General features: G+C 46.6%; 23 protein-coding genes. 6 read left to right on the top strand and 17 right to left on the bottom strand.

Annotation, left to right across the window (positions count from 1 at the left end; translation table 11 throughout):
• Positions 1 to 55: 55 nt before the first annotated feature.
• From ilvA to ilvG, 5 genes are read right to left on the bottom strand one after another with little or no spacing between them, the layout of a single operon-like run.
• Positions 56 to 1,600: a threonine ammonia-lyase, biosynthetic gene (ilvA, locus tag OCU90_RS17320; protein WP_061025213.1), complete on the bottom strand. Its 1,545-nt coding sequence runs from the start codon at positions 1,598 to 1,600 to the stop codon at positions 56 to 58.
• A 2-nt stretch (positions 1,601 to 1,602) separates the two neighbouring features.
• A complete protein-coding gene (ilvD, locus tag OCU90_RS17315; RefSeq protein ID WP_061025215.1) occupies positions 1,603 to 3,444 on the bottom strand; it encodes a dihydroxy-acid dehydratase in 1,842 nt (613 codons plus the stop codon).
• A 33-nt stretch (positions 3,445 to 3,477) separates the two neighbouring features.
• Entirely contained in the window at positions 3,478 to 4,446 is a 969-nt protein-coding gene (locus OCU90_RS17310) for a branched-chain amino acid transaminase (RefSeq protein ID WP_004735750.1), read from the bottom strand.
• A gap of 12 nt (positions 4,447 to 4,458) precedes the next feature.
• Positions 4,459 to 4,743 (bottom strand): acetolactate synthase 2 small subunit, encoded by a 285-nt coding sequence (gene ilvM / locus OCU90_RS17305; RefSeq protein ID WP_017077311.1) that lies wholly within the window; start codon positions 4,741 to 4,743, stop codon positions 4,459 to 4,461.
• A gap of 1 nt (position 4,744) precedes the next feature.
• The gene (gene ilvG / locus OCU90_RS17300; protein ID WP_017107540.1) at positions 4,745 to 6,391 is read right to left on the bottom strand and encodes an acetolactate synthase 2 catalytic subunit; all 1,647 of its coding nucleotides are present in this window, start codon (positions 6,389 to 6,391) and stop codon (positions 4,745 to 4,747) included.
• A 472-nt stretch (positions 6,392 to 6,863) separates the two neighbouring features.
• Between ilvG and OCU90_RS17295 the strand changes: the two genes are divergently transcribed.
• Positions 6,864 to 8,387 (top strand): YifB family Mg chelatase-like AAA ATPase, encoded by a 1,524-nt coding sequence (locus OCU90_RS17295; protein ID WP_004735753.1) that lies wholly within the window; start codon positions 6,864 to 6,866, stop codon positions 8,385 to 8,387.
• A gap of 141 nt (positions 8,388 to 8,528) precedes the next feature.
• Here the strand turns inward: OCU90_RS17295 and OCU90_RS17290 are convergent, their stop codons facing one another.
• The 6 genes from OCU90_RS17290 to OCU90_RS17265 form a co-directional block, all read right to left on the bottom strand.
• The gene (locus OCU90_RS17290) at positions 8,529 to 9,482 is read right to left on the bottom strand and encodes a DUF2860 domain-containing protein (protein ID WP_061025218.1); all 954 of its coding nucleotides are present in this window, start codon (positions 9,480 to 9,482) and stop codon (positions 8,529 to 8,531) included.
• A 140-nt stretch (positions 9,483 to 9,622) separates the two neighbouring features.
• Entirely contained in the window at positions 9,623 to 10,222 is a 600-nt protein-coding gene (locus OCU90_RS17285; protein ID WP_004735755.1) for a thiol:disulfide interchange protein DsbA/DsbL, read from the bottom strand.
• Positions 10,223 to 10,277: 55 nt separating this feature from the next.
• On the bottom strand, positions 10,278 to 11,264 hold the full coding sequence (locus OCU90_RS17280; protein ID WP_004735756.1) for a serine/threonine protein kinase: 987 nt from the start codon (positions 11,262 to 11,264) through the stop codon (positions 10,278 to 10,280).
• A 74-nt stretch (positions 11,265 to 11,338) separates the two neighbouring features.
• Entirely contained in the window at positions 11,339 to 12,757 is a 1,419-nt protein-coding gene (ccoG, locus tag OCU90_RS17275; protein WP_004735757.1) for a cytochrome c oxidase accessory protein CcoG, read from the bottom strand.
• Between the two features lie 326 nt (positions 12,758 to 13,083).
• The gene (locus tag OCU90_RS17270; RefSeq protein WP_004735759.1) at positions 13,084 to 13,347 is read right to left on the bottom strand and encodes a YihD family protein; all 264 of its coding nucleotides are present in this window, start codon (positions 13,345 to 13,347) and stop codon (positions 13,084 to 13,086) included.
• 131 nt (positions 13,348 to 13,478) lie between these two features.
• The gene (locus tag OCU90_RS17265) at positions 13,479 to 13,646 is read right to left on the bottom strand and encodes a hypothetical protein (RefSeq protein ID WP_004735761.1); all 168 of its coding nucleotides are present in this window, start codon (positions 13,644 to 13,646) and stop codon (positions 13,479 to 13,481) included.
• 283 nt (positions 13,647 to 13,929) lie between these two features.
• On the opposite strand from OCU90_RS17265, the gene OCU90_RS17260 reads away from it, so the two are divergent.
• Positions 13,930 to 14,721, top strand: coding sequence for a sporulation protein (locus OCU90_RS17260; RefSeq protein WP_061025220.1), 792 nt, complete (start codon positions 13,930 to 13,932; stop codon positions 14,719 to 14,721).
• Positions 14,722 to 14,829: 108 nt separating this feature from the next.
• The gene (trhA, locus tag OCU90_RS17255; RefSeq protein ID WP_004735763.1) at positions 14,830 to 15,483 is read left to right on the top strand and encodes a PAQR family membrane homeostasis protein TrhA; all 654 of its coding nucleotides are present in this window, start codon (positions 14,830 to 14,832) and stop codon (positions 15,481 to 15,483) included.
• Here the strand turns inward: trhA and OCU90_RS17250 are convergent.
• From OCU90_RS17250 to def, 6 genes are all read right to left on the bottom strand, one after another.
• Positions 15,480 to 16,082, bottom strand: a complete 603-nt coding sequence (locus OCU90_RS17250) for a DUF3157 family protein (RefSeq protein WP_017081745.1) — start codon at positions 16,080 to 16,082, stop codon at positions 15,480 to 15,482. The genes trhA and OCU90_RS17250 overlap by 4 nt on opposite strands.
• Positions 16,083 to 16,109: 27 nt before the next feature.
• Entirely contained in the window at positions 16,110 to 17,555 is a 1,446-nt protein-coding gene (locus OCU90_RS17245; protein WP_017081746.1) for a TrkH family potassium uptake protein, read from the bottom strand.
• A gap of 96 nt (positions 17,556 to 17,651) precedes the next feature.
• The gene (gene trkA, locus OCU90_RS17240) at positions 17,652 to 19,028 is read right to left on the bottom strand and encodes a Trk system potassium transporter TrkA (protein WP_061025222.1); all 1,377 of its coding nucleotides are present in this window, start codon (positions 19,026 to 19,028) and stop codon (positions 17,652 to 17,654) included.
• A gap of 110 nt (positions 19,029 to 19,138) precedes the next feature.
• A complete protein-coding gene (rsmB, locus tag OCU90_RS17235) occupies positions 19,139 to 20,419 on the bottom strand; it encodes a 16S rRNA (cytosine(967)-C(5))-methyltransferase RsmB (RefSeq protein WP_017077320.1) in 1,281 nt (426 codons plus the stop codon).
• 119 nt (positions 20,420 to 20,538) lie between these two features.
• Positions 20,539 to 21,504 (bottom strand): methionyl-tRNA formyltransferase, encoded by a 966-nt coding sequence (gene fmt, locus OCU90_RS17230; RefSeq protein WP_061025224.1) that lies wholly within the window; start codon positions 21,502 to 21,504, stop codon positions 20,539 to 20,541.
• A 38-nt stretch (positions 21,505 to 21,542) separates the two neighbouring features.
• On the bottom strand, positions 21,543 to 22,055 hold the full coding sequence (def, locus tag OCU90_RS17225; RefSeq protein WP_004735769.1) for a peptide deformylase: 513 nt from the start codon (positions 22,053 to 22,055) through the stop codon (positions 21,543 to 21,545).
• A gap of 140 nt (positions 22,056 to 22,195) precedes the next feature.
• Between def and OCU90_RS17220 the strand changes: the two genes are divergently transcribed.
• The 3 genes from OCU90_RS17220 to OCU90_RS17210 are packed head-to-tail and all read left to right on the top strand — an operon-like array spanning position 22,196 to position 24,876.
• The gene (locus tag OCU90_RS17220; protein ID WP_017080841.1) at positions 22,196 to 23,287 is read left to right on the top strand and encodes a LysM peptidoglycan-binding domain-containing protein; all 1,092 of its coding nucleotides are present in this window, start codon (positions 22,196 to 22,198) and stop codon (positions 23,285 to 23,287) included.
• Positions 23,284 to 24,396 carry a DNA-processing protein DprA gene (gene dprA, locus OCU90_RS17215; protein ID WP_061025227.1) on the top strand — a complete coding sequence of 371 codons (1,113 nt, stop codon included), beginning with the start codon at positions 23,284 to 23,286 and terminating at the stop codon, positions 24,394 to 24,396. The genes OCU90_RS17220 and dprA overlap by 4 nt, the downstream gene beginning before the upstream one ends.
• A 3-nt stretch (positions 24,397 to 24,399) precedes the next feature.
• Entirely contained in the window at positions 24,400 to 24,876 is a 477-nt protein-coding gene (locus tag OCU90_RS17210; protein ID WP_004735774.1) for a DUF494 family protein, read from the top strand.
• The last annotated feature ends 10 nt before the right edge of the window (positions 24,877 to 24,886 follow it).

Below are 24,886 nucleotides of genomic sequence, written 5' to 3'. Positions count from 1 at the left end.
GCTCAAATAAAAAGAGCGAGTAAATACTCGCTCTTTTGGTTCGATAGCTTAACTCTTAAGACAAGAAAAACTTGTAGGAAGGGTTATCGGTTTCATCTTTGCATTGGTAGCCAAGTTCTTCTAAGTGTGTAGAGAACTGAGCTAAATCATCATCACCGAGTTCGAAGCCACACAGCACTCGACCGTAATCGGCACCATGGTTACGATAGTTGAACAGGCTGATATTCCAGTGAGTCCCTAAGGTATCAAGGAATTTAATCAATGCACCTGGGTATTCAGGAAACTCAAAGCTGTAAAGACGTTCTTTCAATGGCTTCGATGGTTTACCGCCAATCATGTAACGAATGTGCAGCTTTGCCATCTCGTCATCAGACAAGTCGACAACCGCGTAGTCACCCTCACGTAAGTCATTGATGATGTGTTCGAGTTCTTCTTGTCCACCTTGTAGACGTACACCAACGAAGATATTCGCCAGGCTTTCGTCGTTGTGGCGGTAGTTAAACTCAGTCACCGCTCGACCACCAATAATGTTACAGAACTCTAGGAACGCACCTTGTCGCTCTGGAATCGTTACCGCAAGTAGACCTTCTCGCTTCTCACCCAATTCACAACGCTCAGAGACATAACGTAGACCGTGGAAGTTGGTGTTTGCACCAGACAATACCGTCGCCAATTGCTTATCTTGCAGTTTGTTTTGTTCTGCAAACTTCTTAAGGCCTGCCAGAGCAAGCGCTCCTGAAGGCTCAGCAATCGCACGGGTGTCTTCAAAGATGTCCTTTACCGCAGAGCAGATTTCATCGCTAGAGACGGTAATATGACCATCAATGTACTGTTGGCAAAGACGGAAGGTTTCTTCACCAATGCGTTTAACCGCAACACCATCAGCAAACATGCTGACCTGATCCAGTACCACTGGTTCACCCGCATCCAGTGCTGCTTTCAAGCAAGCCGAGTCTTCAGGCTCTACCGCAATCACTTTAATCTCTGGCATCAGTTGTTTGATAAGCACTGCAACACCAGCGGCTAAGCCACCACCACCAACCGGCACAAAGATATAATCCATGTGGCCGTTTTGCTGCAGCATCTCCATACCCATAGTGCCTTGCCCAGCAATCACCAGTGGGTGATCGAAAGGAGGAACAAAGGTGAAGCCATGTTCAGCCGACAGACGTTCCGCTTCCGCTTTCGCTTCATCGAAATTACTGCCGTGTAAAACGACTTTACCGCCAAATCCGCGTACTGCATCAACCTTGATATCCGGTGTCGTTTTCGGCATCACGATTGTGGTTTGAATACCTAACTTAGAGCCAGATAACGCCATACCTTGTGCGTGATTTCCTGCGGATGCTGCGATAACACCGGCTGCTTTCTGTTGTTCAGAAAGGCTTGAAACCATGTTGTAAGCACCGCGCAGCTTAAACGAGTGTACCGGCTGACGGTCTTCTCGTTTTAGCTGAACCTGATTACCGATACGAGCGCTTAAGCGTGGCATATCTTGCAGAGGTGTCACGATTGCCGCTTCGTAAACCGGCGCTCTCAGGATCTGGCGCAGATAATCTGCGCCACTTTGTTTTTTGGGAGTGGAGGTGTCATCACTCATAGTTAACCCTCAAGCTTAGACTTATCACGCACAGCGCCTTTGTCGGCACTTGTCGCCATACTTGCGTAAGCTTTCAGTGCGAAAGACACTTCACGTTGACGGTTTTCTGGTTTCCAGCCTAATGCATCTTGTTTTTCACGACGTACTGCTAGTTCATCTTCAGCCACATCAAGCGTGATTGAGCGGTTAGGGATATCGATAGTGATGATATCGCCTGTGTTCACTAGACCAATTACGCCGCCGCTTGCTGCTTCTGGAGAAGCGTGACCGATAGAAAGACCTGATGTACCACCAGAGAAACGACCATCGGTTAGAAGAGCACAAGACTTGCCTAGACCCATCGATTTTAGGTAAGTCGTTGGGTAGAGCATTTCTTGCATACCCGGGCCGCCTTTAGGACCTTCGTAACGAATGACAACCACTTCGCCTGCTTTTACTTTACCCGCTAAGATGCCTTCTACTGCCGTATCTTGGCTTTCGAATACGATTGCAGGACCTTGGAATTTAAGGTTTTCTTCATCAACCCCCGCGGTCTTAACGATACAACCATCAACGGCGATGTTACCTGAAAGTACCGCTAGGCCACCTTCTTGGCTGAACGCGTTTTCTTTGGTACGAATACAACCTTCTTTGCGGTCGTCATCTAGACGATCCCAACGGCAATCTTGTGAGAAAGCTTTGGTGGTACGGATGCCCGCAGGACCTGCACGGAAGAACTTAAGCACGGCTTCGTCTTCTGTTTGCATGATGTCGTATTGAGCGAGCTGCTCTTGCATGCTTAGGCCAAGTACGGTGCGAGTTTGATTATTCAGTAGGCCAGCACGATCAAGCTCACCTAGGATAGCCATTACGCCACCAGCACGGTGAACGTCTTCCATGTGGTATTTCGGTGTTGAAGGAGCAACCTTACAAAGGTGCGGAACACGACGAGACATCTCATCGATATCATCCATATCAAAATCAATGTCACCTTCTTGAGCAGCGGCTAAAAGGTGAAGTACTGTGTTACTTGAGCCACCCATTGCGATATCAAGCGCCATCGCATTATCAAAGGCTGCGCGATTTGCGATGTTGCGAGGTAGTGCTGACTCGTCATCTTGCTCGTAGTAGCGCTTGGTTAGATCAACGATGCGTTTACCCGCGTTGATGAATAGCTCTTCACGGTCTGCGTGCGTCGCCAACATTGAACCGTTACCCGGTTGAGATAGGCCAAGTGCTTCTGTTAGACAGTTCATTGAGTTCGCTGTGAACATACCTGAACATGAACCACAGGTTGGACATGCAGAACGTTCTACTTGCTCACTTTGCTCATCTGAAATCGTTGGATCGGCACCTTGGATCATTGCATCAACAAGGTCGAGCTTGATGATCTGATCTGAAAGCTTGGTTTTACCTGCTTCCATTGGGCCGCCTGATACAAAGATCACTGGGATGTTAAGGCGCATTGCTGCCATCATCATTCCCGGAGTGATTTTGTCACAGTTAGAGATACACACCATTGCATCCGCACAGTGTGCATTGACCATGTATTCTACTGAGTCTGCAATAAGCTCACGTGATGGCAGTGAGTACAGCATGCCGCCGTGGCCCATTGCGATACCATCATCGACTGCGATGGTGTTGAATTCCTTTGCGATACCACCCGCTTTCTCGATTTCACCCGCAACCAGCTGACCCATATCTTTAAGGTGAACGTGGCCTGGAACAAATTGAGTGAAAGAGTTTACAACCGCGATGATCGGCTTACCGAAGTCATCATCTTTAACGCCAGTTGCACGCCATAAAGCGCGCGCACCAGCCATGTTGCGTCCGTGGGTTGTCGTTGCTGAACGATAGATTGGCATTGTTTAAATCCTTATAAAATATTTGGCTGTTGCTTACTTATTTGTTTGTGTTTGGCTTTCTGACGCATGGTCTGCTGGATAAACGTAGTCTAACCAGCCCCATTTATCTTCAGTGGTTCCATTGAATAAACCAAAGTAAGCTGCTTGAACTTTTTCAGTGATAGGACCGCGTTTGCCTTCACCTACTGTAATTTTGTCTACACTGCGAACCGGAACGATCTCTGCAGCTGTGCCTGTCATGAATACTTCATCGGCAAGGTATAGCGCTTCACGAGCAATGTTCTCTTCACGGATTTCGTAACCCATGTCTTTTGCTAGTGTCATGATTGAATCACGGGTGATGCCCGGTAGAATCGCGCTGGTTGCTGGTGGCGTTGATAACACACCATTACGAATCACAAAGATGTTCTCGCCAGCACCTTCTGAAAGGTAACCATCGACGCTCAGTGCGATACCTTCATCGTAACCATGACGACGAGCTTCACCACCAACCAGTAATGAAGATAGGTAGTTACCACCAGCTTTCGCAGCGGTAGGGATAGTATTTGGCGCGGCACGATTCCAGCTTGAAATCATCGCATCTACACCATTCTCTAGCGCTTCTTCACCTAGGTAAGAACCCCAAGGGAACGCAGCGATGATCAGATCCATCTCAGTATTTTCTGGCGGGCAGACACCCAAACCAACGTTACCAACAAAGCCCAGTGGGCGTATGTACGCAGACTGTAGCTTATTTTGGCGTAGCGTTTCGCGAGTCGCTTCCATAATTTCTTCCTCAGTAAAAGGAATAGGGAAGCGGTAGATTTTCGCTGAGTCTTTTAGGCGTCTTGCATGCTCTGGGTGACGGAAGATTACCGGCCCTTTTGGCGTGTTGTAACAACGAACGCCTTCAAACACAGAAGTACCGTAGTGCATTGCGTGAGTCAGGACGTGAACGTTCGCCTCTGCCCAAGGAACCATTTCACCGTTAAACCAAATATAGTCTGCTGTTTTAGCTGTCATGTTTGCGGTTCCTTATGCGTTTATCTTTTGCTGTAAGTTGTTGTTTGGCAATTCATTACGACTGATAGAGATAACGTCAACGGAACGTACATCCCACAGCTTTTCGATTTGGTTTACCAAAAAAGAGATCGGACGGTCACTGTCGACAATGATCTCTACACTCGCCACCTTGCTTTCGTGGTTTTGAGTGCCCGCGACTTGCTTAACGATGAAGCCACGGTGACGGATAACACGAAGAACACGCTCTAGTAGTACTGGCTTATCATCGGCTTTGATGTCTAATAGGTATCTTTTCATGTTATGTGTTCTCCAACATCTCACTGTTTGAAGCACCTGGCGGTACTAATGGCCATACGTTTTCTTCTTCATCGATAAGAACATGAAGTAGGTAAGCGGTTTTGCTTTCTAGCATCTCTTTCAATGCTGGCTCTACTTCTTCTTTACGCGTGATGGTTTTGCCCGGGATATCAAATGCTTTCGCGAGCATGACGAAGTCAGGGTTGTCATCCAAGATGGTTTCACTGTGTCGGCCATCAAAGAACAGAGATTGCCATTGGCGAACCATGCCCAAGCGAGAGTTATTCAGAAGCACCATCTTCACTGGGATCTGACGACGCTTTAGCGTGCCAAGCTCTTGTATATTCATCATGAATGAACCGTCACCAGAGATAAGAATAGATTGGTCATCAGGACGGCCAACCGATGCACCCATAGCGGCTGGTAAACCAAAGCCCATAGTGCCTAGACCGGCTGAGGTGATGAAGTTTTGAGGATCGCGAGGCTGAATGTGCTGAGCGGCCCACATCTGATGTTGGCCAACATCCGTCGAAATGATAGAGCTTGCTGGCATCATGTCTGATAACTGCTTTAGCAGTAGTGGAGCAAAGATCAGATCACCAGGGTGGTCATAGCGCCACTTGAATGAGCTACGAAGGCCTTCTGAGTGGTGAACCCAAGATGAGATGTCTTGGCTCAGTTCTAGTTGAGGCAGGATCTTGTTGATGTCACCGCGAATTGGCGCATCAGCAAGGCGCAGTTTACTGAACTCTGCCGCATCGATATCGATATGGATAACTTTTGCGTGAGGAGCAAAAGTATCAAGCTTGCCTGTTACTCGGTCATCAAAACGAGCGCCAACAACAATCAACAGGTCACTTTCTTGAACCACTAGGTTAGCGGCTTTAGTGCCGTGCATACCAAGCATGCCAAGGTAGTGCGGGTCGTCACGTTCGATAGTGCCTAAGCCTTTCAGTGTGCTTACGGCCGGCATTGGGTTAAGGCGTAAAAACTCGCGAACTGCATCGGTTGCTTTCGCCAGTTGAACGCCACCACCTACGTATAAAACAGGACGAGTCGCTTGAGACAGGAAGTACTGAGCTTGTTCAATAGCATCCGTTGTCACAACAGGAATGGCTGGTGGTGTAAATTCAGGAAGAATTTTTACAGGGGATTCGGCTAGTTGAACATCTTTAGCGATATCGACAATAACCGGACCGGGACGCCCTGCTTTTGCAACGATAAATGCTTCAGCCAATGTTGGCGCAAGATCTTCAATATCGGTAACGAGGTAGCTGTGTTTAGTACATGACAGAGACATACCAATCACATCCATTTCTTGGAATGCATCGGTACCGATGTGGGAGCTAGCAACTTGACCAGTGATAGCGACGAGTGGGATGGAGTCCATAAAGGCATCAGCAAGACCTGTTACTAGGTTAGTCGCGCCTGGGCCTGAGGTTGCCATACAAACAGCCACGTCTTGTGTTGCACGCGCCATACCAATGGCAGCCATTGCAGCACCTTGTTCATGGCGACAAAGGATGTGTTCAACACCGCCGTCATAAAGTGCATCGTAGATTGGCATGATGGCACCACCTGGGTAACCAAATACGATCTCAATGCCTTGTTGCTTGAGTGCGGATACGACTAGTTCTGCGCCTTTCATCGTAATCCCTCCGTATTACCTTTATTTTGGTCATTGTTTCCGTTGTCTTTGCACATCTTGTGCTCCCATTCTTCCTGTAAATCGGCAAGGCCGAAAATAATAAAAATTATAAAAATCGAATCGCTAAATTAGAAAAAACCCCCGGACTTTTCAGTGCGGGGGTTTTTTCTAATTCGTGGTTACTTTCTTCCCACTCGCCCCCGCGCAGTCTTAATAATGACTACGATAATCAGGTTAATCAGTGCGTAAATGCGAGCGTTAAAAATCATAATATTCGAGTTTTCTCGTTTATTGTCTTCAGTAAAAGTCTACATCTCTAGTGTTATCACACAAATCTGCAGTATGACAAGGAAAATGTCATTCTTTTTTCACATTAAAACACCATTCCACCAAGCTATATAACAACCTTATCGCTTTGGTGAGCAACGAATACCCAGAGCGAATACTTTTAAATCAAAGACAAAGGAAAGTTATGGGACTCGCGATAATTCACAGCCGGGCTAGTGTGGGAGTAGAGGCACCAGAAGTGACCGTTGAAGTGCATATAAGCAACGGTATGCCTGGGTTTACATTGGTGGGGCTACCTGAAACGACGGTCAAGGAATCTAAAGATCGAGTCAGGAGTGCCATCATCAATTCTCGCTTTGAATTTCCATCGAAAAGGATCACGGTCAACCTCGCGCCTGCTGATTTACCTAAGGAGGGAGGACGTTTCGATCTGCCAATCGCGCTTGGGATTTTGGTGGCGTCAGATCAGCTTCCGACATCAAAAATAGCTCAACATGAATTTATCGGTGAGTTGGCATTGTCAGGAGAGTTGCGCTCGGTAAAGGGCGTTCTGCCTGCGACGTTAGCCGCCGATAGTGTCGAGCGATGCTTAGTGGTTCCACATCACAATGGTGATCAGGCGGCCTTAGTCGGCAAGGGGGCCCATAAATCAGCGCAAACCTTGCTAGAGGTTTGTGCGGATATGTGTGGCCAGGCTCAGCTTGGTTTATATCGAACCGAGCATCATCATGTCGATGTGTCTGATAATCGTGACTTACAAGATATTATTGGCCAGCAGCAAGGTAAGCGAGCACTGGAGATCGCTGCTGCTGGTAACCATAACCTACTTTTTCTCGGCCCGCCTGGAACTGGGAAAACCATGTTGGCTTCTCGATTGCGCGATTTGTTACCTGAGATGAGTGACGACGAGGCGATGGAAACCGCTTCGGTGGCTTCTTTAACGCAACAAGAGATTAATCAATACAACTGGAAACAACGACCTTTCCGTTCCCCACACCATTCGAGTTCGATGGCAGCATTGGTCGGTGGTGGCTCGATACCTCGCCCCGGTGAGATATCTTTGGCGCATAATGGCTTATTGTTTCTTGATGAGATGCCAGAGTTTGAGCGTAAGGTGCTTGATTCACTGCGAGAGCCGCTAGAGTCGGGTGAAATCATTATCTCCCGTGTCGCGGGTAAGACTCGCTTTCCTGCTCGCTTTCAATTAGTCGGTGCACTTAACCCAAGCCCAACAGGTTATTACGAGGGCAATCAAGCTCGAGCGAACCCGCAAATTATCCTGCGCTACCTCAACCGCTTATCTGGGCCATTATTGGATAGATTCGATATGTCATTGGAGATCCCTCTATTGCCCAAAGGGATGTTAGCCGAAGGAGGCGATCGTGGAGAAACCACTCAAGTCGTGAAGCAACGAGTTAAACAAGCGCGTCAGTTGATGTTATCTCGAAACCATAAGTCGAATGCACTGTTAGGTAGCCGAGAAATTGAAAAGTATTGCCCATTGCGACGCGAAGATGCGGAGTTTCTCGAGACCGCACTGCATCGATTGGGTTTATCGATTCGTGCCTATCATCGAATCATCAAGGTAGCGCGAACTATTGCAGACTTAGAGGGTAACGAGCAGATTGAAAAGAAGCATTTATCGGAGGCGCTTGGCTATCGAGCGATGGATCGCTTGCTGAAACAACTTTCAGCTCAAGCTGTGTAGTCATACCAATCGTAGTAAACAACGGGTCATTTATTTACTGTGATTGGTATAAAAACAAGAAAGCCTGCTTGTTACGCAGGCTTTCGTTGTTATGAACCAATTGTTATTAACTAATGGTTATGAGCGAGTAGTGATGCCTAACTAGAACTTGTAGTTCAGGCCGACTGAGACGATGTATTGTGATTCATCGTAGAAGGTAATGTTTGAATCGCTGGTGCCGTAGCCCGCAAGAGAGACAAACGACCAGTTGTCCCAGTTCATGAATTGCTCATATTCATACGCGGCAAACAGGTTAATGTTGTCATCACTGCGTTTCTTATCGTAGATGGGGTTACTTGCATCGTAAGAGCGTTGGTTGTAACCCGCAGTCAATGCATATTGGTGACGCCCTTTGCCGCCAAATAAGCTTACTTCACCACCAAACTGTTCATAAGAGGCAGCTTTGCCATCGGCAGAACTTGATTGGTAAATCAATGATGGTACTAACATCATGGTGCGACTGATTGGCTGACGATACTGACCTTTTAGGTAAAAAGTATCGGCATCTCGTTGAAGCTCTTCTCTAACCAGATCATCTTTCACGTCTTTGGTCGCATAGGCCATGTCTAGCGAGAAAGCTGAGCCCGCAATACTGCTTAGCTTCAAACGAAAGGCATTGCCAGTTTCATCGGTCTTTGTGCGAGCTGATGTGGTGTTGTACGGATCAGCCCAAGTCTCACCTGACATGATGGTTGGCAGAAGTGACGCGTCGATAGTCATGCCTGACTCTAGTTGGTATTTATAGCCAACCTCCAGCACAACAGTACCGGTTGCCACATCATCACGAGCGGTACCTGTGTACACCTGGTGATTTAGCTTTTCACCAAAGGTGTAAGCGACACTGCCTAAAGGTGCGACAAGAAATGAGCTCTCAGATGAGGCTTTCTGTGTATTGGACGAAATGGTGCTATCAGCATCGGTATTAAAGTTTGAGGTGGAAGAGGCAACCCCGGTATTGATAGATATTTCACCACTGAAACCTTGTTCGTCTGCAAGCTTGGCAAAAGCGGGAGAGGCTGCAACGCTCAATGCGAGAAGAGTTATTTTTATTTTCATTCAAGGGCTCCTTGCCCACCAGTTCTTAGGACGGGTTATTAATAGCAGTAAAGCTTTAAATTTCCAGGTTAATTATTTATCAATGATGATTTTTGAACAAGCAAAAAAAAAGGAAGCCGAAGCTTCCTTTAATCATTACCTTACTTCTTTAATAAGAAGTTAACCAGCTCGAAGTACTCATCGAGAGAGTTAATACCTTGAGCGTCAATCAGGTAGCGGTTGTTTACTACAACAGCTGGAACGCCTGACAAGCCGCTGTCTTTGAATGCTTTGTCGAAACGACGAACCATAGAATCTACGGCAAAGCCGTTGTATGCCGCATCGAATTTCTTAGCATCAACGCCTTCATCAAGGAAGATTTGACGCAGTTCTGCTTCATCGCGTGGTGGCTTGTTCATGGTGTGGATGCGGTTAAACATCACTGGCACCATTTTATCTTCAACTTTCAGTGCAATCATGGTCGCGTAAGCTTTGCTCATTGGCAGACCCATGTTGCCACCCATGAATGAAACATGGTTCTTCTGTAGCTTAGCGTCTTTAGGTAGCTGTTGTTTTAGCTGCTGGATGATTGGCTCAAAGCTATTACAGTGTGGGCAGTAAAAAGAGAAGAACTCTGTCACCATTGGTTTTTTTGATGCTTCTAGATCGAGAACTTTGTAGTGTTCACCTTCGTTAAATTTCGCAGCGTGAGCTGAAAGGCTCAACATGATTAATGAGAAAAATGCGAATAGCTTTTTCATTTATCCAATCTCCATTATGTTTGAATTTTTATCTAGTTGTATGTTGCGATTGCTGTTACCACTGAGGCATTAACGAAAGTGGTGGCTCTTGCAGGGTAGCAATTTGCTCTTTACAAGCAAGTACTTGTTGCTCCCAGTATTTCGGGTCATTAAACCATGGGAAGGCCAAAGGAAACGCTGGATCGTGCCATCGTTTCGCTAACCACGCCATGTAATGCACCATACGTAGACCGCGCAGAGGTTCGATTAGTTTCAGTTGCGCGGTATTAAAATCGCAAAACTCTTGATAACTCTCTAGCAGAATATCCAGTTGCATCATTTTATCTTGGCGTTCGCCGTTAAGCAGCATCCACAGATCTTGAACAGCAGGACCATTACGCGCGTCATCAAGATCGACGAACATTGGCCCGTCGCGCCACAATATATTGCCCGGGTGGCAGTCGCCATGGAGACGAATGTTGTCAATGTTACTTGGCCACTGGCTCTCTAGCTCTTTGATCAGAAGGTCGACGTCATTGAAGAACGCGTTCTCTAGGTGCGTTGGGATAAACTGAGAGTTCTCTAGAATCTTACGTGGCTGATAAAGGTATTCATCTAAGCTGATGGTCGGGCGATGCTGAAATGTTCTTCCAGCACTGGCTTTATGAATACGACCAAGGAAGCGTCCAACGCCTTCCAATTGATCTAGATTGTCGACTTCATATTGCCTGCCACCGACGCTTTCAAACAGTGCAAATAGATAGCCTTGATATTCATGCAAGGTTGCGCCGTTGATTCGCATAGGTGGAGCAACCGGTAACTCTTGTTCGATCAGCTCTAACGCGAAGTCGTGCTCTTCTTGGATCTGTGCGGTGTTCCAACGCTGCGGACGATAAAACTTAACGACGTAGCGTTTACGGTCTTCATCGGTGAATTGATACACCCGGTTTTCGTAGCTGTTGAGAGCGAGAAGCCCGGATTCAGCACGAACTCCAATGCTCTCCAGTGCGTACCACATGAAGTCAGGAGTCAGGTTATCAAAGTTAAAGGCTTGCATCGTCATAGAATAAAAAAGGCTCATTACTGAGCCTTTTTCCATTTATTGGGGTGTTATACCAAGCACTAAGTTGGCTGGTATCAGAGCTTCTTGATAAAGCGGCTTTCGACTTCCATCGTAAACTCTTCATTATCCGAGAGTATAAACTGAATTGTCGAAACTGGTGAGCTCAGTTTTTCTGGATCGACGCCTAAGCTGATAGGAAGGTTTAAAACCTCACCTGGGTCTACGGTAATCGTTTGTTTACCGTACCAGATAGAATCTGGTAGCCCGCTGACATCAAGCTTGTACTCTTGCTCTTGCTGAGTTTTGTTGATTACTTTCAAGTTGTAAGTATTTTCGACAAGCCCTTGGCTATTGATTCTAAATAGTTGGTTTCTATCTCGTAGAACGCTTAAGCCTGCAGGATCAACACTCGCTATCTGTGCGAAGAACAAACCCAGCATGACGATCAATATAGCGCCATAACCTAGCAGCTTAGGACGCATCACCTTGGTTGTGTGACCATCGAGCCTGTGCTCGGTAGTGTAGTTGATCAGACCTTTGTCATAACCCATACGTTCCATGGTGTTGTCGCAGGCATCAATACACGCGCCACAGTTAATACACTCGTATTGTAGGCCGTCACGGATATCGATACCCGTTGGGCACACTTGAACACATAAATTACAGTCAATACAGTCGCCTAGACCAAGTTCTTTTGGATCGGCTTTACGAGAGCGAGGGCCGCGGCTTTCACCCCGTTCAGTGTCGTAACCCACGATGAAGGTATCTTTATCGAACATTGCAGATTGGAAACGCGCGTAAGGACACATGTGCAGACAAACAATAGAACGCATCCATCCCGCATTCGCATAAGTACACCCAGCAAAGAACAATACCCAAAACACCGGCCAGAAAGTCGAGTTAAAGGTAAAGAAGCCAACCACCAGCTCTTTGATTGGGATGAAATAACCGACAAAGGTTAAGCCCGTCGCAATCGCAATCGCCCACCACGCGATGTGTTTGATGGTTTTTCTGAGAATTAAATTGCTCGTCAGTTTGCCCGAGTCTTGTTTTCTTCGCTTATTGGCAGCACCTTCCAGCTTCTCTTCGAACCAGATGTACATGAAGGTCCAGACAGTTTGCGGGCATAAATAACCACACCAGACTCGCCCTAAGAAGGTGGTTATGAAGAATAAGCCAAACGCAGCAATCATAAATAGGATGGCGAGTAGGGTCAGATCTTGTGGGTATAGCGTGGTGCCAAAGAAGTTGAACTGCTGGCTACCGATATCGAGCAAGATCGCTTGTCGTTCACCAAATGGAATCCATGGGATAAGCGCAAAAAGTAAAAGTAAGAACCAACCGCCGTAACGACGAAGTTGTTGGAATTTACCTTTGCTTTCTCGAACATAGATTCGGTTACTTGGGTTAAATCGATCTCCATTACCTTTATGTGTTTTTGGGTTAAAGGTTTTAGGAGTCACATCTTTGATGTCGATTTTATCCTGACTCATGGACTATCCTTTTTGTGGCTTGTTTGCCCGGTTAAGTCGGGCATGACGACATTACTTGAAAGTATGGTTTAGAGAACCTGTAGAAATTGAGCTTGGTGCATTTGTTGTTATCGCACTCACTCTTATTATTTTAGAAGATTCTTATGGATGGCGATTATAGCGACAATCTTGTTCTCATTTCTTTAACGCTATCAACCTTTAACAACAAAAGTCATAACAGTTGTGACGAAAAAATAGCGAACAGAAACAAAAAAGCGACCTGGTGGTCGCTTTTTAAAATTGAGTGTTTTATCTATACGGCAATTGAGTTCTAACCAAATAGGCGATTAAAGAAGGCCACGCGCTTTTAGAATTGCGGTTTTGAAATCATCTTCTTGGTCTTTTTTAAGACCTGGGATCATTTCATCTTTTTCGCTGTTACGCATTTTTAGATGGTAGATAAGAACATCGTCAGTCAGCTCTTCTAGCTTGCCTTGGTAGCCTGCTTCGTTTGATAGCTTAATAATGAACTCTAATAGGTTAAGCTCTTGATCTTTCTGCCACTCAGGCTCCATCAGTTCAAGCAGTTCCTCAATGCGGTGACACTTCATACTTTACTTCTCCACAAATTTTATAATGATTTGTGGTTAAGGTATCAAATCGGGTAGGGAATACCAATGTGTAAAGGCATTTCAAGATGGGACTGGGCAAGAAAAAAGCGCAGTAAAAACTGCGCTTTTCGTTAAGCGGCTTTAATTACTTTTGTTGCAGTCGGTGCTAATAAAGCAGTCTTCTGAACGAGAGTCATTGTAGGAGCCAATTTCTTAGCCGTTGGAGCAGCAACAAAGCCACTACGACGACGCATCGCACTACGGTTGGTGTGCGAGAACCTGACAGCTGTTGGGCGCATTAATTTACCTAACGGTCAGGCATATCCATTGCCAATCTAATGGCCTGACTTATCATGAGCTTCGCTTCAATTACTTGAAGAGTCACTCGTCTGGCTTTCGCCAATCCGAAAAATAAATCAGGATAATGATATGCATGCATATCAAGGCTTAGATTATCACTATCTAAGTTATCGATCGACGCCTGAGTGATAATTAAACGATATTAGAGCTAAAATAGTGTGAGCAGTATATTTGAGTTTGAACCTCTTTCAGGCTTAAGATGATGCTTTAAAGGAGGTGCATATGTCGTTCTTAAAGAAAACGTTAGCTAGTTTTGGTATTGGATCTGCCAAAGTGGATTCTGTATTGCAACAGGAAGTGCTTTACCCAGGCAAGAAGGCGAGCATTATTGTGCATGTCTATGGTGGCGCTCAGCCACAAGAAATCGACAACATCGATCTCAACTTGTGCTGTCGTTACGTCAAAGAAGTCACCATGAACTCGCAAAGGCAAGAGGGCGGTCATAAACGCCGAATGCACCAGACGTACTCGTTGGCTAAATGGAGCCTGCCGTATGCCTTTGTGATTCAGCCGGGAGAAACCCGTGACTTTGAATGTGAGTTTGATGTACCGCTGAATACACCAGTCACGATTGGTGATTCAAAGGTGTGGCTGGAAACCGGGTTGGATATTGCGATGGCGATTGACCCATCGGATAAAGACACCTTAACGGTTCGTCCTGATGCACTCCTCGACGGCATCTTTAACGAGCTTGAAGCTCAAGGGCTGCGGATACGCCAAGTGGAGTGTGAAGCGGTCGATGGCTTTGAACTGCCGTTTGTCCAAGAGTTTGAGTTTGTGCCGACTACTGGCCCTTATCATGGTCGCTGGCGTGAGCTTGAGGTTGTTGCTCATCGTGGTGAGACAGAACTTAAGTTGTGGTTTGAGATAGACCGCAATCGCGATGGCGCAAAAGGTATGTTGGCGAGCTTGCTGGGAATGGGTCAACTACAGCGTCAATTGAGTGTCCCGCTTGATACCTCACCAGAAGACGCCGGTAAGATGGTGATCGAGTATTTAGAAAACGCGTCTTAGCTGAATCGCACATTTTATAAGTCATTTTGTCATAAAAATTTAAGCTTACACGTGTAAGCTTAATGTGTAATACTGGGTCAATCGAACATTTACTCTAGTAGGATACTCATGTCTGCATCATCAGCCAGCGAATACAGTGACATCGAAGAACGCGCTAATGCGATAACCCATGGTTTGGGCGTCGTACTTGGCGTAGTGGGCCTGATCCTGTTACTGATTCGTGCGTTTGATTACCAAGCCGACATGCTTACTGTTGCCAGTATGGCGGTGTATGGCAGCAGTATTATTCTGCTCTTTCTTGCTTCCACGTTGTACCACTCGATCACCACTGAGAAAACCAAGCGCTTACTCAAAACGCTCGATCACTGTGCGATTTATTTGCTGATCGCGGGCAGTTACACGCCGTTTCTTTTGGTGGGCTTAAGAACCCCATTAGCGATGGGCTTGATGGCGGTGATCTGGGGAATTGCGCTGGTGGGCATCATCATGAAGATTGCCTTTGTTTACCGATTCAAGCGCTTATCGCTGTTCATTTACTTAGCGATGGGTTGGCTATCTTTGATTGTTGTTTATCAATTAGCGATGAACATTGATATAGGTGGTTTGGTGTTACTGGCGGTTGGCGGGGTGATTTACTCGCTGGGTGTCATTTTCTATGTGGCAAAACGCATCCCTTATAACCATGCCATCTGGCACCTGTTTGTGTTGGCGGGCTGCGCTTGCCATTTCTTCGCTATCTATCTGTTTGTGACACCGGTTTAGCGGGCAACGACCTCGATAATCTCGGCTTTAATCTGATATTCAGGGTGCTCTGCTAGGTCGAGTTCTATCAACTTACCTTCTTCAGCTGTCTTTGGTCGCAGGTAAGTGTCGGCCATTCGTTTGATTGATTTCCAGACTGCGACTTCTTGTTGTGCCAGTAACTCACCTTCTGCGGTAAATACGCTGATGTTAAGTGATACCAAAATGACAGCTTGAGTGCCTTGGTTGGTGATGGCTGTCGGAATGATAAGCTCACCACCTTCATAGCGGCTCGCGCCTAATACGACATCCACTCCTGATTGAGACAGTTGCAAGCTTGGCTTTTTACTATTAACCACAATCGTAGTACCACGCGTACTGGTTGCAACTGGGACTGCGACTACGGGTACAGCTGCGACTGGCGCCGTCGCTACCGCTGAAGTTATCTCTGTCGTTGTTGTTTCTTCTGTTTTATTTTCTGCCACATACTGCCAAGTAAAATCGTCTTTTAGTAACACTTGCTTGCCATCAGGCAATGTGACCATTTGATCAGCAAAGGCAGAACTTACGAATACTGAGTTTGCGAGCAATGCGCTAGCGAGAAGTACGTATGATTTCATCTGTGTTTCCTTGATTTTTTTGCTTGGTTAGCGTCGCCAAAAGGCTGGGAAAAATAGAACAATGAGCGTCAGTATCTCGAGGCGTCCCATTAGCATTCCTAAACTTAGCAACCATTTAGCGGCGTCTGGCAGTGGAGCAAAGTTCCCGGTCGGACCGATCACGCTCCCCATTCCTGGGCCCACATTGGCAACGGCTGTGATAGCGCCAGATATACTGGTCACAGGATCAAGTCCCATCGCGCTCAAACCGCCTGCAATTAAGATAATCGTGATAAAGAACATCAAACCAAATGCCACGAGTGAACGCACAATATCGTCATTCACCGGTCGCTGATTGTAGCGTTGAACAAATACGCCTGATGGGTGAATTAGCTTCATCATTTGTTTGTGGAGCATGGTCATCGCGATCTGGAAACGGAAGATTTTAATACCGCCAGAGGTTGAACCCGAGCAAGCGCCCGCCATCATTAGGAATGCAAACAAAGTAGTTGGCAGTGCACCCCAGGCGGTGAAGTCTTCTAAGCCAAAACCGGTTGTGGTGACGACTGACACAATGTTGAACATCGAAACACGCATCGCATCCATAACAGTGTAGCCATCTCTAACCACCAACCATGTTGATATTACGGCGCTGGTGACCAAGAACAGGTACGTGAAACCTCTCACTTGCGCGTCTTTGTAGAGGATTGAGAGTTTTCGGCCTCGCAGTGCGCTAACAAACAGTAAGAACGGCAGTCCACCAAGGAACATGAACAGTGTTCCCACCCAGTGAGCACTGTTAGAGAAGTGGTTCATCGAGCCATCTGAGGTTGAGTAACCACCTGTAGACAGTGTTGTGAAGGCATGATTGATCGCGTCAAAGATGCCCATGCCTGCAAGCAAATAGCTAATGATGCATAAACCAGTCAGAACCAGATAAACTGCTACGATGTTCTTCGCGACGGTTTTTGCTCGTGGGCTGCTTTTATCTGACCAATCGGATGATTCGGTTTGGAACAGGCGCATACCACCAACGTTGAGCATTGGTAGAACTGCTACCGCCATAACGATAAAGCCGATGCCGCCTAACCATTGCAGTATAGAACGCCACAACAGAATGCTTGGTGCCATGCTGTCTAAGCCGCTTAATACGGTTGAGCCTGTCGTGGTGATACCTGACATGGTTTCGAAGTAGGCGTCCGTAAAGCTGATGTGGTTAATGAAGACAAAGGGCAGGGCGGCAAAGGCGCTGGCGATTGTCCAAACCAAAGAGGTGATAAGGAACATGTCCCGCACCCCAAGTCGGAACTTAGCGGAGCGGCCCAAGCTCAAGCAGATGAACGCCACAATGTGCGTGATCACTACTGATTGACCAAACTCGAGGAAGCCACCGGTGCCAGTAAAAAAGGCAACCAATGTGGGGATGTACATGAAAAGGGCGAGTTTTGATAACACTAACCCTATCACTAATAATATCGGACGAAAGTTGACCATAGCTTAATAGACCATAGCTTTAATTGATTACAGCTTTGTGCCGGAGCGTCGTTCTCACAAAAAGAAAGTTGCGAGAAGAAGCTTACGAGAACAAGGCTATAAGAAGAACGGGCTCGGTTGGAATAGAGACTCAACATCCGGTACGTATTTCTTGTCCACTAGGAACATCACTACGTGGTCATCCTGTTCGATTACGGTTCTATCGTGCGCGATAAGCACCTCTTCTCCGCGAACAATCGCACCAATGGTGGTGCCCGATGGCAGTTTGATGTCGCCAATCGCTCGGCCAACGACTTTAGATGTGGTCTCGTCACCGTGAGCAATGGCTTCAATCGCTTCTGCAGCGCCGCGACGTAGAGAGGATACGTTAACAATATCAGCACGACGAACGTGAGTAAGCAGCGCAGAAATCGTCGCTTGCTGTGGAGATATCGCAATATCAATCACGCCACCTTGAACAAGGTCGACATAAGCGCCACGCTGAATCAGCACCATTACTTTCTTGGCACCCATTCGCTTCGCCAGCATCGCTGACATGATGTTGGTTTCATCTTCATTGGTTAGAGCAATGAACACATCCACCTGATCGATGTTCTCTTCGGTCAGCAGCTCTTGGTCGGCTGCATCGCCACAGAATACGATGGTGTTTTCTAATTCTTCAGACAGCTTCTCGGCACGAGTGTAACTGCGCTCAATAAGCTTGATGCTGTAGCTCTGTTCAAGGCGCTTTGCCAAGCTTGCACCAATGTTACCACCGCCAACAATCATGATGCGTCGGTACGGTTTCTCTAGACGCTGAAGCTCACTCATTACTGAGCGGATATGATTACTCGCTGCCACAAAGAAAACCTCATCATCGGCTTCAATGATGGTAGTGCCTTGTGGGCGAATAGGGCGACCTTGACGGAAGATAGCGGCTACACGAGTATCAATGTGCGGCATGTGCTCACGCAAAGCAGACAGTGCGTTACCAACCAATGGTCCACCGTAATAAGCTTTTACTGCTACTAGGCTAACCTTCTGTTCAGCAAAGCTCACAACCTGCAATGCACCTGGATATTGAATCAGGCGCTCGATGTAGCTAGTGACGAGTTCTTCTGGGGCAATTAAATGATCGACCGGAATCGCACCTGATTTGAAGAGTGCTTCTTTCTCTTCTAGGTATTGAGGAGAACGAATACGAGCAATACGGTTTGGCGTGTTAAACAGAGAGAAGGCAACCTGACATGCGGCCATGTTGGTTTCATCCATGTTGGTTACGGCAACCAGCATGTCGGCATCTTGCGCGCCCGCTTCACGTAGTGTGTTCGGGTGGCTGGCATAACCGTTTACAACCCTAAGGTCGTATTTGTCTTGAAGTTCACGCAGTCGGTCGGCATTACGGTCGACGATCGTGATGTCATTGTTTTCACCCACTAGGTTTTCAGCAAGGGTACCGCCAACTTGTCCAGCACCTAGAATAATGATCTTCATAGCCTTTCTCTTATTTTTTGCCGTTGTAATTCTAGTGATCTCATTTTGGTTTGATAATGCACTAGAAAGAAACAGCGGCTAAGAAATAAATTCTTAGCCGCTGTTAGTTGTTATGCCTGTTTTACTAGAACAGCGTAGTAGAAGCCATCCATATCTTCTTCACCAGGCAGTATTTGACGACCCGGTTTTTCGATATCAGACCCAACCAGCGTTGCGTTCTCGGTACGCTCTAAGAAGGCTTTCACTTGCAGTACGTTTTCTTGCGGCGTGATAGAACATGTCGCATAAACCATGGTGCCGCCTTCTTTTAGCTGGCGCCACATTGCATCCAAAATCTCACTTTGCAGCTCTGCTAGAGCATCAATATCAGATGCACGGCGTAGCCACTTAATGTCAGGATGACGGCGGATTACGCCGGTCGCTGAACACGGAGCATCAAGTAGGATGCGGTCAAACTGACTGCCTGTCCACCACTCTTCAGGGTAGCGAGCATCACCACAGATTACGTCGGCACGTAGTTGTAGGCGTTCAAGGTTATCGTAAACGCGGTCTAGGCGCTTAATATCACTGTCGATTGCAACCACTTCAGTGTCTTGAGTATGTTCAAGAATGTGTGCAGTTTTACCACCAGGTGCTGCGCAGCAATCTAGGATTAGCTCACCATCTTTTGGTGTTAGGAAATCAACGGAAAGCTGAGCTGCAGCATCTTGCACAGATACCCAGCCTCTGTCGAAGCCAGGAAGCAAAGTAACGTCACAAGGTGAGGCTAATTTTATGGCATCAGCTGCTTCAGGGTGCAGTGTGTATTCAATGTTTTCGTTTTTAAGCAGTTCAACATACTCGTCACGAGTGTGGTGTTGGCGATTTACACGCAGCCACATTGGTGCCTTGTTATTGTTTGCTTCAACTAATTGCTCCCACTGATCTGGGTAGCTCTCTTGAAGCATTTTTAGAATCCAGCTTGGATGGCTGTATTTACCAGCATTGTGGCTAACGGCTTTCTCGTCTAGTTCTTCTTGATCGCGCAGATAGCTGCGAAGTACGGCATTGATCAAACCACTGAGGCTTGGGCCACGCAGTGTTTTGGTTGCTTCAACTGTTTCAGCAACGGCGGCATGCGAAGGAATTCGCATAAAGCCCAACTGATAAATGCCTACTAAGATCAGGTGATGGAAGACGCGCTTTTTACCTTTAAGCGAGTTTTCCATCAGTTCGTTAGCGATTGACTCTAAGCGAGGCAGGTAACGAAGTGCGCCGTAGCAAATCTCTTGCAGTAGAGCATGGTCTCGCGGACGGATCGTTTTTTGAGCCGCAGGGAGAGCGTGTGAAAGAGAGTGGCCTTTATCGACAACTTGGAATAGGACATTTGCAGCAGCAGCGCGAACATTCATGAGGGGTACCGAATATTTATTTGAATACATGAGGGCATCTCTGCCCTCGTAAAGGTTTTCTAAACTGTGTTTTTACAAGCTACACATTTTTAAGTGCATATTGAGTAGCTTTAAAGCGGTTAAGAAAGTTGAGTACCAACTTCAAACCAGCTTGCACGTGAGTTCAATATGTCTTGAACTGACATAGCTTTTTTGCCAGGAACTTGCAGTTGTTCCAAAACCAGTACTTTGTCGCCAGTCGCAACATAGATACCCGTTTTATCTGCTTTGATGATTGAACCAGCTGGCGCAGACCTTGATTCTTGATCAACACGTGTCTGCCAAACTTTAATGCTTTTTTCATCATTCGAGCTGCTATCAACAACCGCAAAGTGGCTCATTGGCCATGGATTGAAAGCGCGCACACAACGTTCGATGTGTTCTGCACTGTCATTCCAGTCAATCTTCGCTTCTTCTTTGCTCAGCTTCTTCGCGTAGTTAGCAAACTCGTCATCTTGCTTCTCAGCAACTGCCTTACCAGAAGCGATATCTGCTAAACACTCAACAAGAGCATCAGGACCAAGGCCTGCCAACTTCTCATACATTGACGCGCTAGTATCTGTCGCTTCGATTGGTAGCGTTGCGATGCTGAGCATATCACCAGTATCTAGGCCGATATCCATCTGCATGATCGTCACGCCTGTCTCTTTATCGCCCGCCCAGATAGAGCGTTGGATCGGAGCAGCACCACGCCAGCGTGGCAGGATTGAACCATGCACGTTGATACAACCCAAGCGAGGCGTATCTAATACAGCTTGTGGAAGAAGCAAGCCGTAAGCGACAACAACCATGATGTCAGCATTCAAATCTGCTAGCTCTTGCTTAGCTTCATCTGACTTGAAGTTTTCTGGTTGGTAAACCGGAATATTGTTTTCAAGTGCGATGTTTTTTACTGGGCTCGCAGTCAGTTTTTTACCGCGGCCTGCTGGACGATCTGGCTGTGTGTAAACAGCAATAACTTCATACTCCGAAGACAACAACGCCGCCAAATGACGGGCGGCGAAATCCGGAGTACCTGCGAAGACAATTCTTAAAGATTGACTCAAGGTAGACTTCCTTCTTAATTTAGTAATAGCAGCGGTTATTAACCTTGTTTCTCGTTGAAACGTTTAATCTTCGCTAGCTTATCTTGAATACGTTTGCGCTTTAGTGGCGATAGGTAATCAACAAACAACTTGCCTTCTAGGTGGTCAAGTTCGTGCTGAACACAGATAGCCAGAAGGTCGTCAGCGTCGAATGTGAATTCGTTGCCTTCACGGTCTAATGCTTTAACCGTTACTTCTGCAGCGCGAGGGACTAGAGCTCGAGCGCCTGGTACAGATAGACAGCCTTCTTCGATACCATCTTCGCCACGTTTGTCGGTAATTTCAGGGTTGATCAGAACCATAGGCTCGTCACGTGTTTCTGAAATGTCGATAACAACGATGCGCTGGTGGAAATCTACTTGCGTTGCCGCAAGGCCGATACCTTCTTCGTCGTACATGGTTTCAATCATGTCATCAACGAACTTTTGAATCTCTGGGGTAACTTCTTTTACCGGTTTCGCCACGGTACGTAGACGATCATCTGGTAATGTTAATACTTGTAATACAGACATATACACTCGAAATATTGAACTGTGCCGAAACAGCTTAAACCTTGTTGGCTCAATTCTAGACATTTTAGAGGTCAAATGACAGCATCCTGAAGTTAATTCTCTAATCAGATGTCATATATTCAGACCAAGGAACCTAGGTCATGCGTCATTTTTCTCCCACTTTTTCTCTTATTTGTGCCTCGCTTTCGTTCGCCGTTATGGCTGAAAATAGTGAGCAACCTTTAACCATTAAACAAGGCGCACCCGAGGCGTATGTGGTGGTTAAGGGGGATACCTTATGGGATATTTCCGCGATGTATCTCGATAGCCCTTGGTTGTGGCCAAGGCTATGGCAGGTAAACCCTGAAATAGAAAACCCTCACCTTATTTACCCTGGAGATAAATTGTCTCTAGTTTGGATTAATGGCGAGCCTGTGTTGAGCCTCAAACCCGTCATAAAGCTAAGCCCTAAGATTCGTGTATCAGAGAAGAAAGCAGTACCTACCGTGAATGAGGGGCTTGTTCTACCGTATCTACAATCTGACCGCTTGGTTGAGCAGCAAGATATCCAGTCAGCGCAACGAGTGTTAGGGACCAGTGATGGCAAACGCTTCTTATCGGGTGAAGACCGATTGTTTATTTCGGGAAACCAGCAGCATCAAAAATGGGGTATCTACCGTGCCGTCGAGACTTATCAAAGGCAACAACCTCAAGCGAGTATTACCTCTTTGCGTTTGGTCGCCACGGCGCGCTTGAAAGAGGTGGATGCTGAGTTCAGTAGTTTACAGATAGAGACTCAACTGCAAGAGGTGTTACTTAATGACCTCGTGTTACCTGAACTTGGCGTTGATCAGGTGAAGCTCTCAACCACATTTTATCCAGCGCCTAGTGCTGCGGGGCAGTTTGCTAATATCTTGGGTTCATTAGATGGCAGCCAATACAGTGCAAAGAATCAAGTGATCGTTATTAATAAAGGCTCACAGGACAATCTTCGCCAAGGCTCTATGTTTACGCTCAGTGAAAGCGGCGCTGTGGTGTTTGGTAAGCAAGGTGAATACAGCTACAAAGAGTCTGCGGCGAGCGATAAGGTGCAGCTGCCAAGTACCTCACTTGGTAGTTTGATGGTCATTCGTCCTTATGAGTATTTTAGCTTGGCCTTGATCACTCAGAGCTCAAAACCGGTTAGTAATGATATTCTGGCGGTATCACCTTTGGATCTGGCTTTGAAGGAAGAAGCTAAGGGCACCGAGTGAATGAGCAACAACTGAGTGCTTGGTTAACTCTAAGTTTTGTTCCGCAATTGGGTGGCAAGCGCCTTTCTCGACTGCTGAGTATTGATTCCCCTTTGAATATTGTTGGTTACTCAAGTCAGCAACTGCAAGCGCTTGGTTTGTCTGCCAAGCAAATTGCCTATCTAAGAGAGCAAGCCCCAAGAGAAGTGGAGGCTTGCCTAGAGTGGCAAGCAAGACAACCCAACCATCACATCATTACCCCGAATTGCTCGCATTATCCCAAACTGCTGAACGAGACAGCCTCCGCGCCAAGCGTGCTTTTCGTTAAAGGTCATGTTGAAAAACTGATTGAGCCTCAAATCGCTATGGTCGGCAGTCGCAATGCCAGTCTCGAAGGGTTGCAAACCGCGAAATCCTTCGCCAAAGAGTTTGTGCAAAACGGTTTGATTGTCACGAGTGGCTTAGCCTTAGGCATCGATGGTTATGCTCATGATGGTGCTCTAGATAAAGGAGGGGAAACTTTCGCGGTGCTGGGCTCTGGATTGGATTCAATTTATCCTGCGCGACACAGAAATTTAGCCGATAGGATCTGTGAAAATGGTGCGTTGATTTCAGAGTTTCGCCCAAGTGCCAAGCCACGACCTGAACATTTCCCTCGCCGTAACCGTATTATAAGTGGGTTATCGCTCGGAACCTTGGTGGTTGAAGCGGCTGAGAAGAGTGGTTCTTTGATTACAGCTCGCTATGCCATGGAGCAAGGCCGAGAGGTGTTTGCGCTTCCTGGCTCTATTCATAACCCAACCAGTCGAGGAGGTAATAGCTTAATCAAAGCTGGAGCATGCTTGGTACAGAGTGCACAAGATGTTCTGATTGAAATAAAGAGTCTGTTAGACTGGTCTATAGACCAACAGCCTAGCTTGTTCGAGCCTACGTCGAATGAGGGTGAAAATGAACAATTGCCATTTCCACAGCTGTTAGCTAACGTAGGGTTAGAGGCGACACCCGTTGATATTTTGGCACAGAGAACCCATATACCTGTGCATGAGGTCATGATGCAGCTTTTAGAGCTTGAGCTCTCAGGGCATGTTGTTGCAGTTTCCGGTGGCTATATTCGAAAGGGGAGAGGCTAAGCTATGATGATGGACATACTGATGTACTTGTTTGAAACCTACATCCATAGCGATTCTGAATTGCAGGTGGATCAAGATGAGCTGGAAGATGAGCTTCTTCGAGCAGGGTTTCACCAAGATGATATTTATAAGGCCCTCCATTGGTTAGAAGATCTTGCGGCATTGCAAGATACTGAGAATCAAGCGGCGATTACTATGTGTTCCAATACCTCGATGCGTATTTATACCAGTCGAGAGATTTCACGTATTAATATGGAGTGCCGAGGCTTCTTATTGTTCCTTGAACAGATCAATGTACTCACGACAGAGATTCGTGAAATGGTGATTGATCGTGTGATGGGGCTTGAGACGAGCGAATTTGAATTGGATGATCTGAAATGGATTATCTTAATGGTGCTATTTAATGTGCCGGGTAATGAAAGTGCTTACACGCAAATGGAAGAGCTGTTGTACACCAAAGAGCAAGGTATCTTGCATTAATACAGGCTTG

Origin of the sequence: Vibrio splendidus, assembly GCF_024347615.1 — a bacterium.
GTDB lineage: Bacteria > Pseudomonadota > Gammaproteobacteria > Enterobacterales > Vibrionaceae > Vibrio > Vibrio splendidus.
The sequence above is the reverse complement of the archived record's forward strand: the minus strand, read 5'-3'. Positions and strand labels throughout refer to the sequence as shown.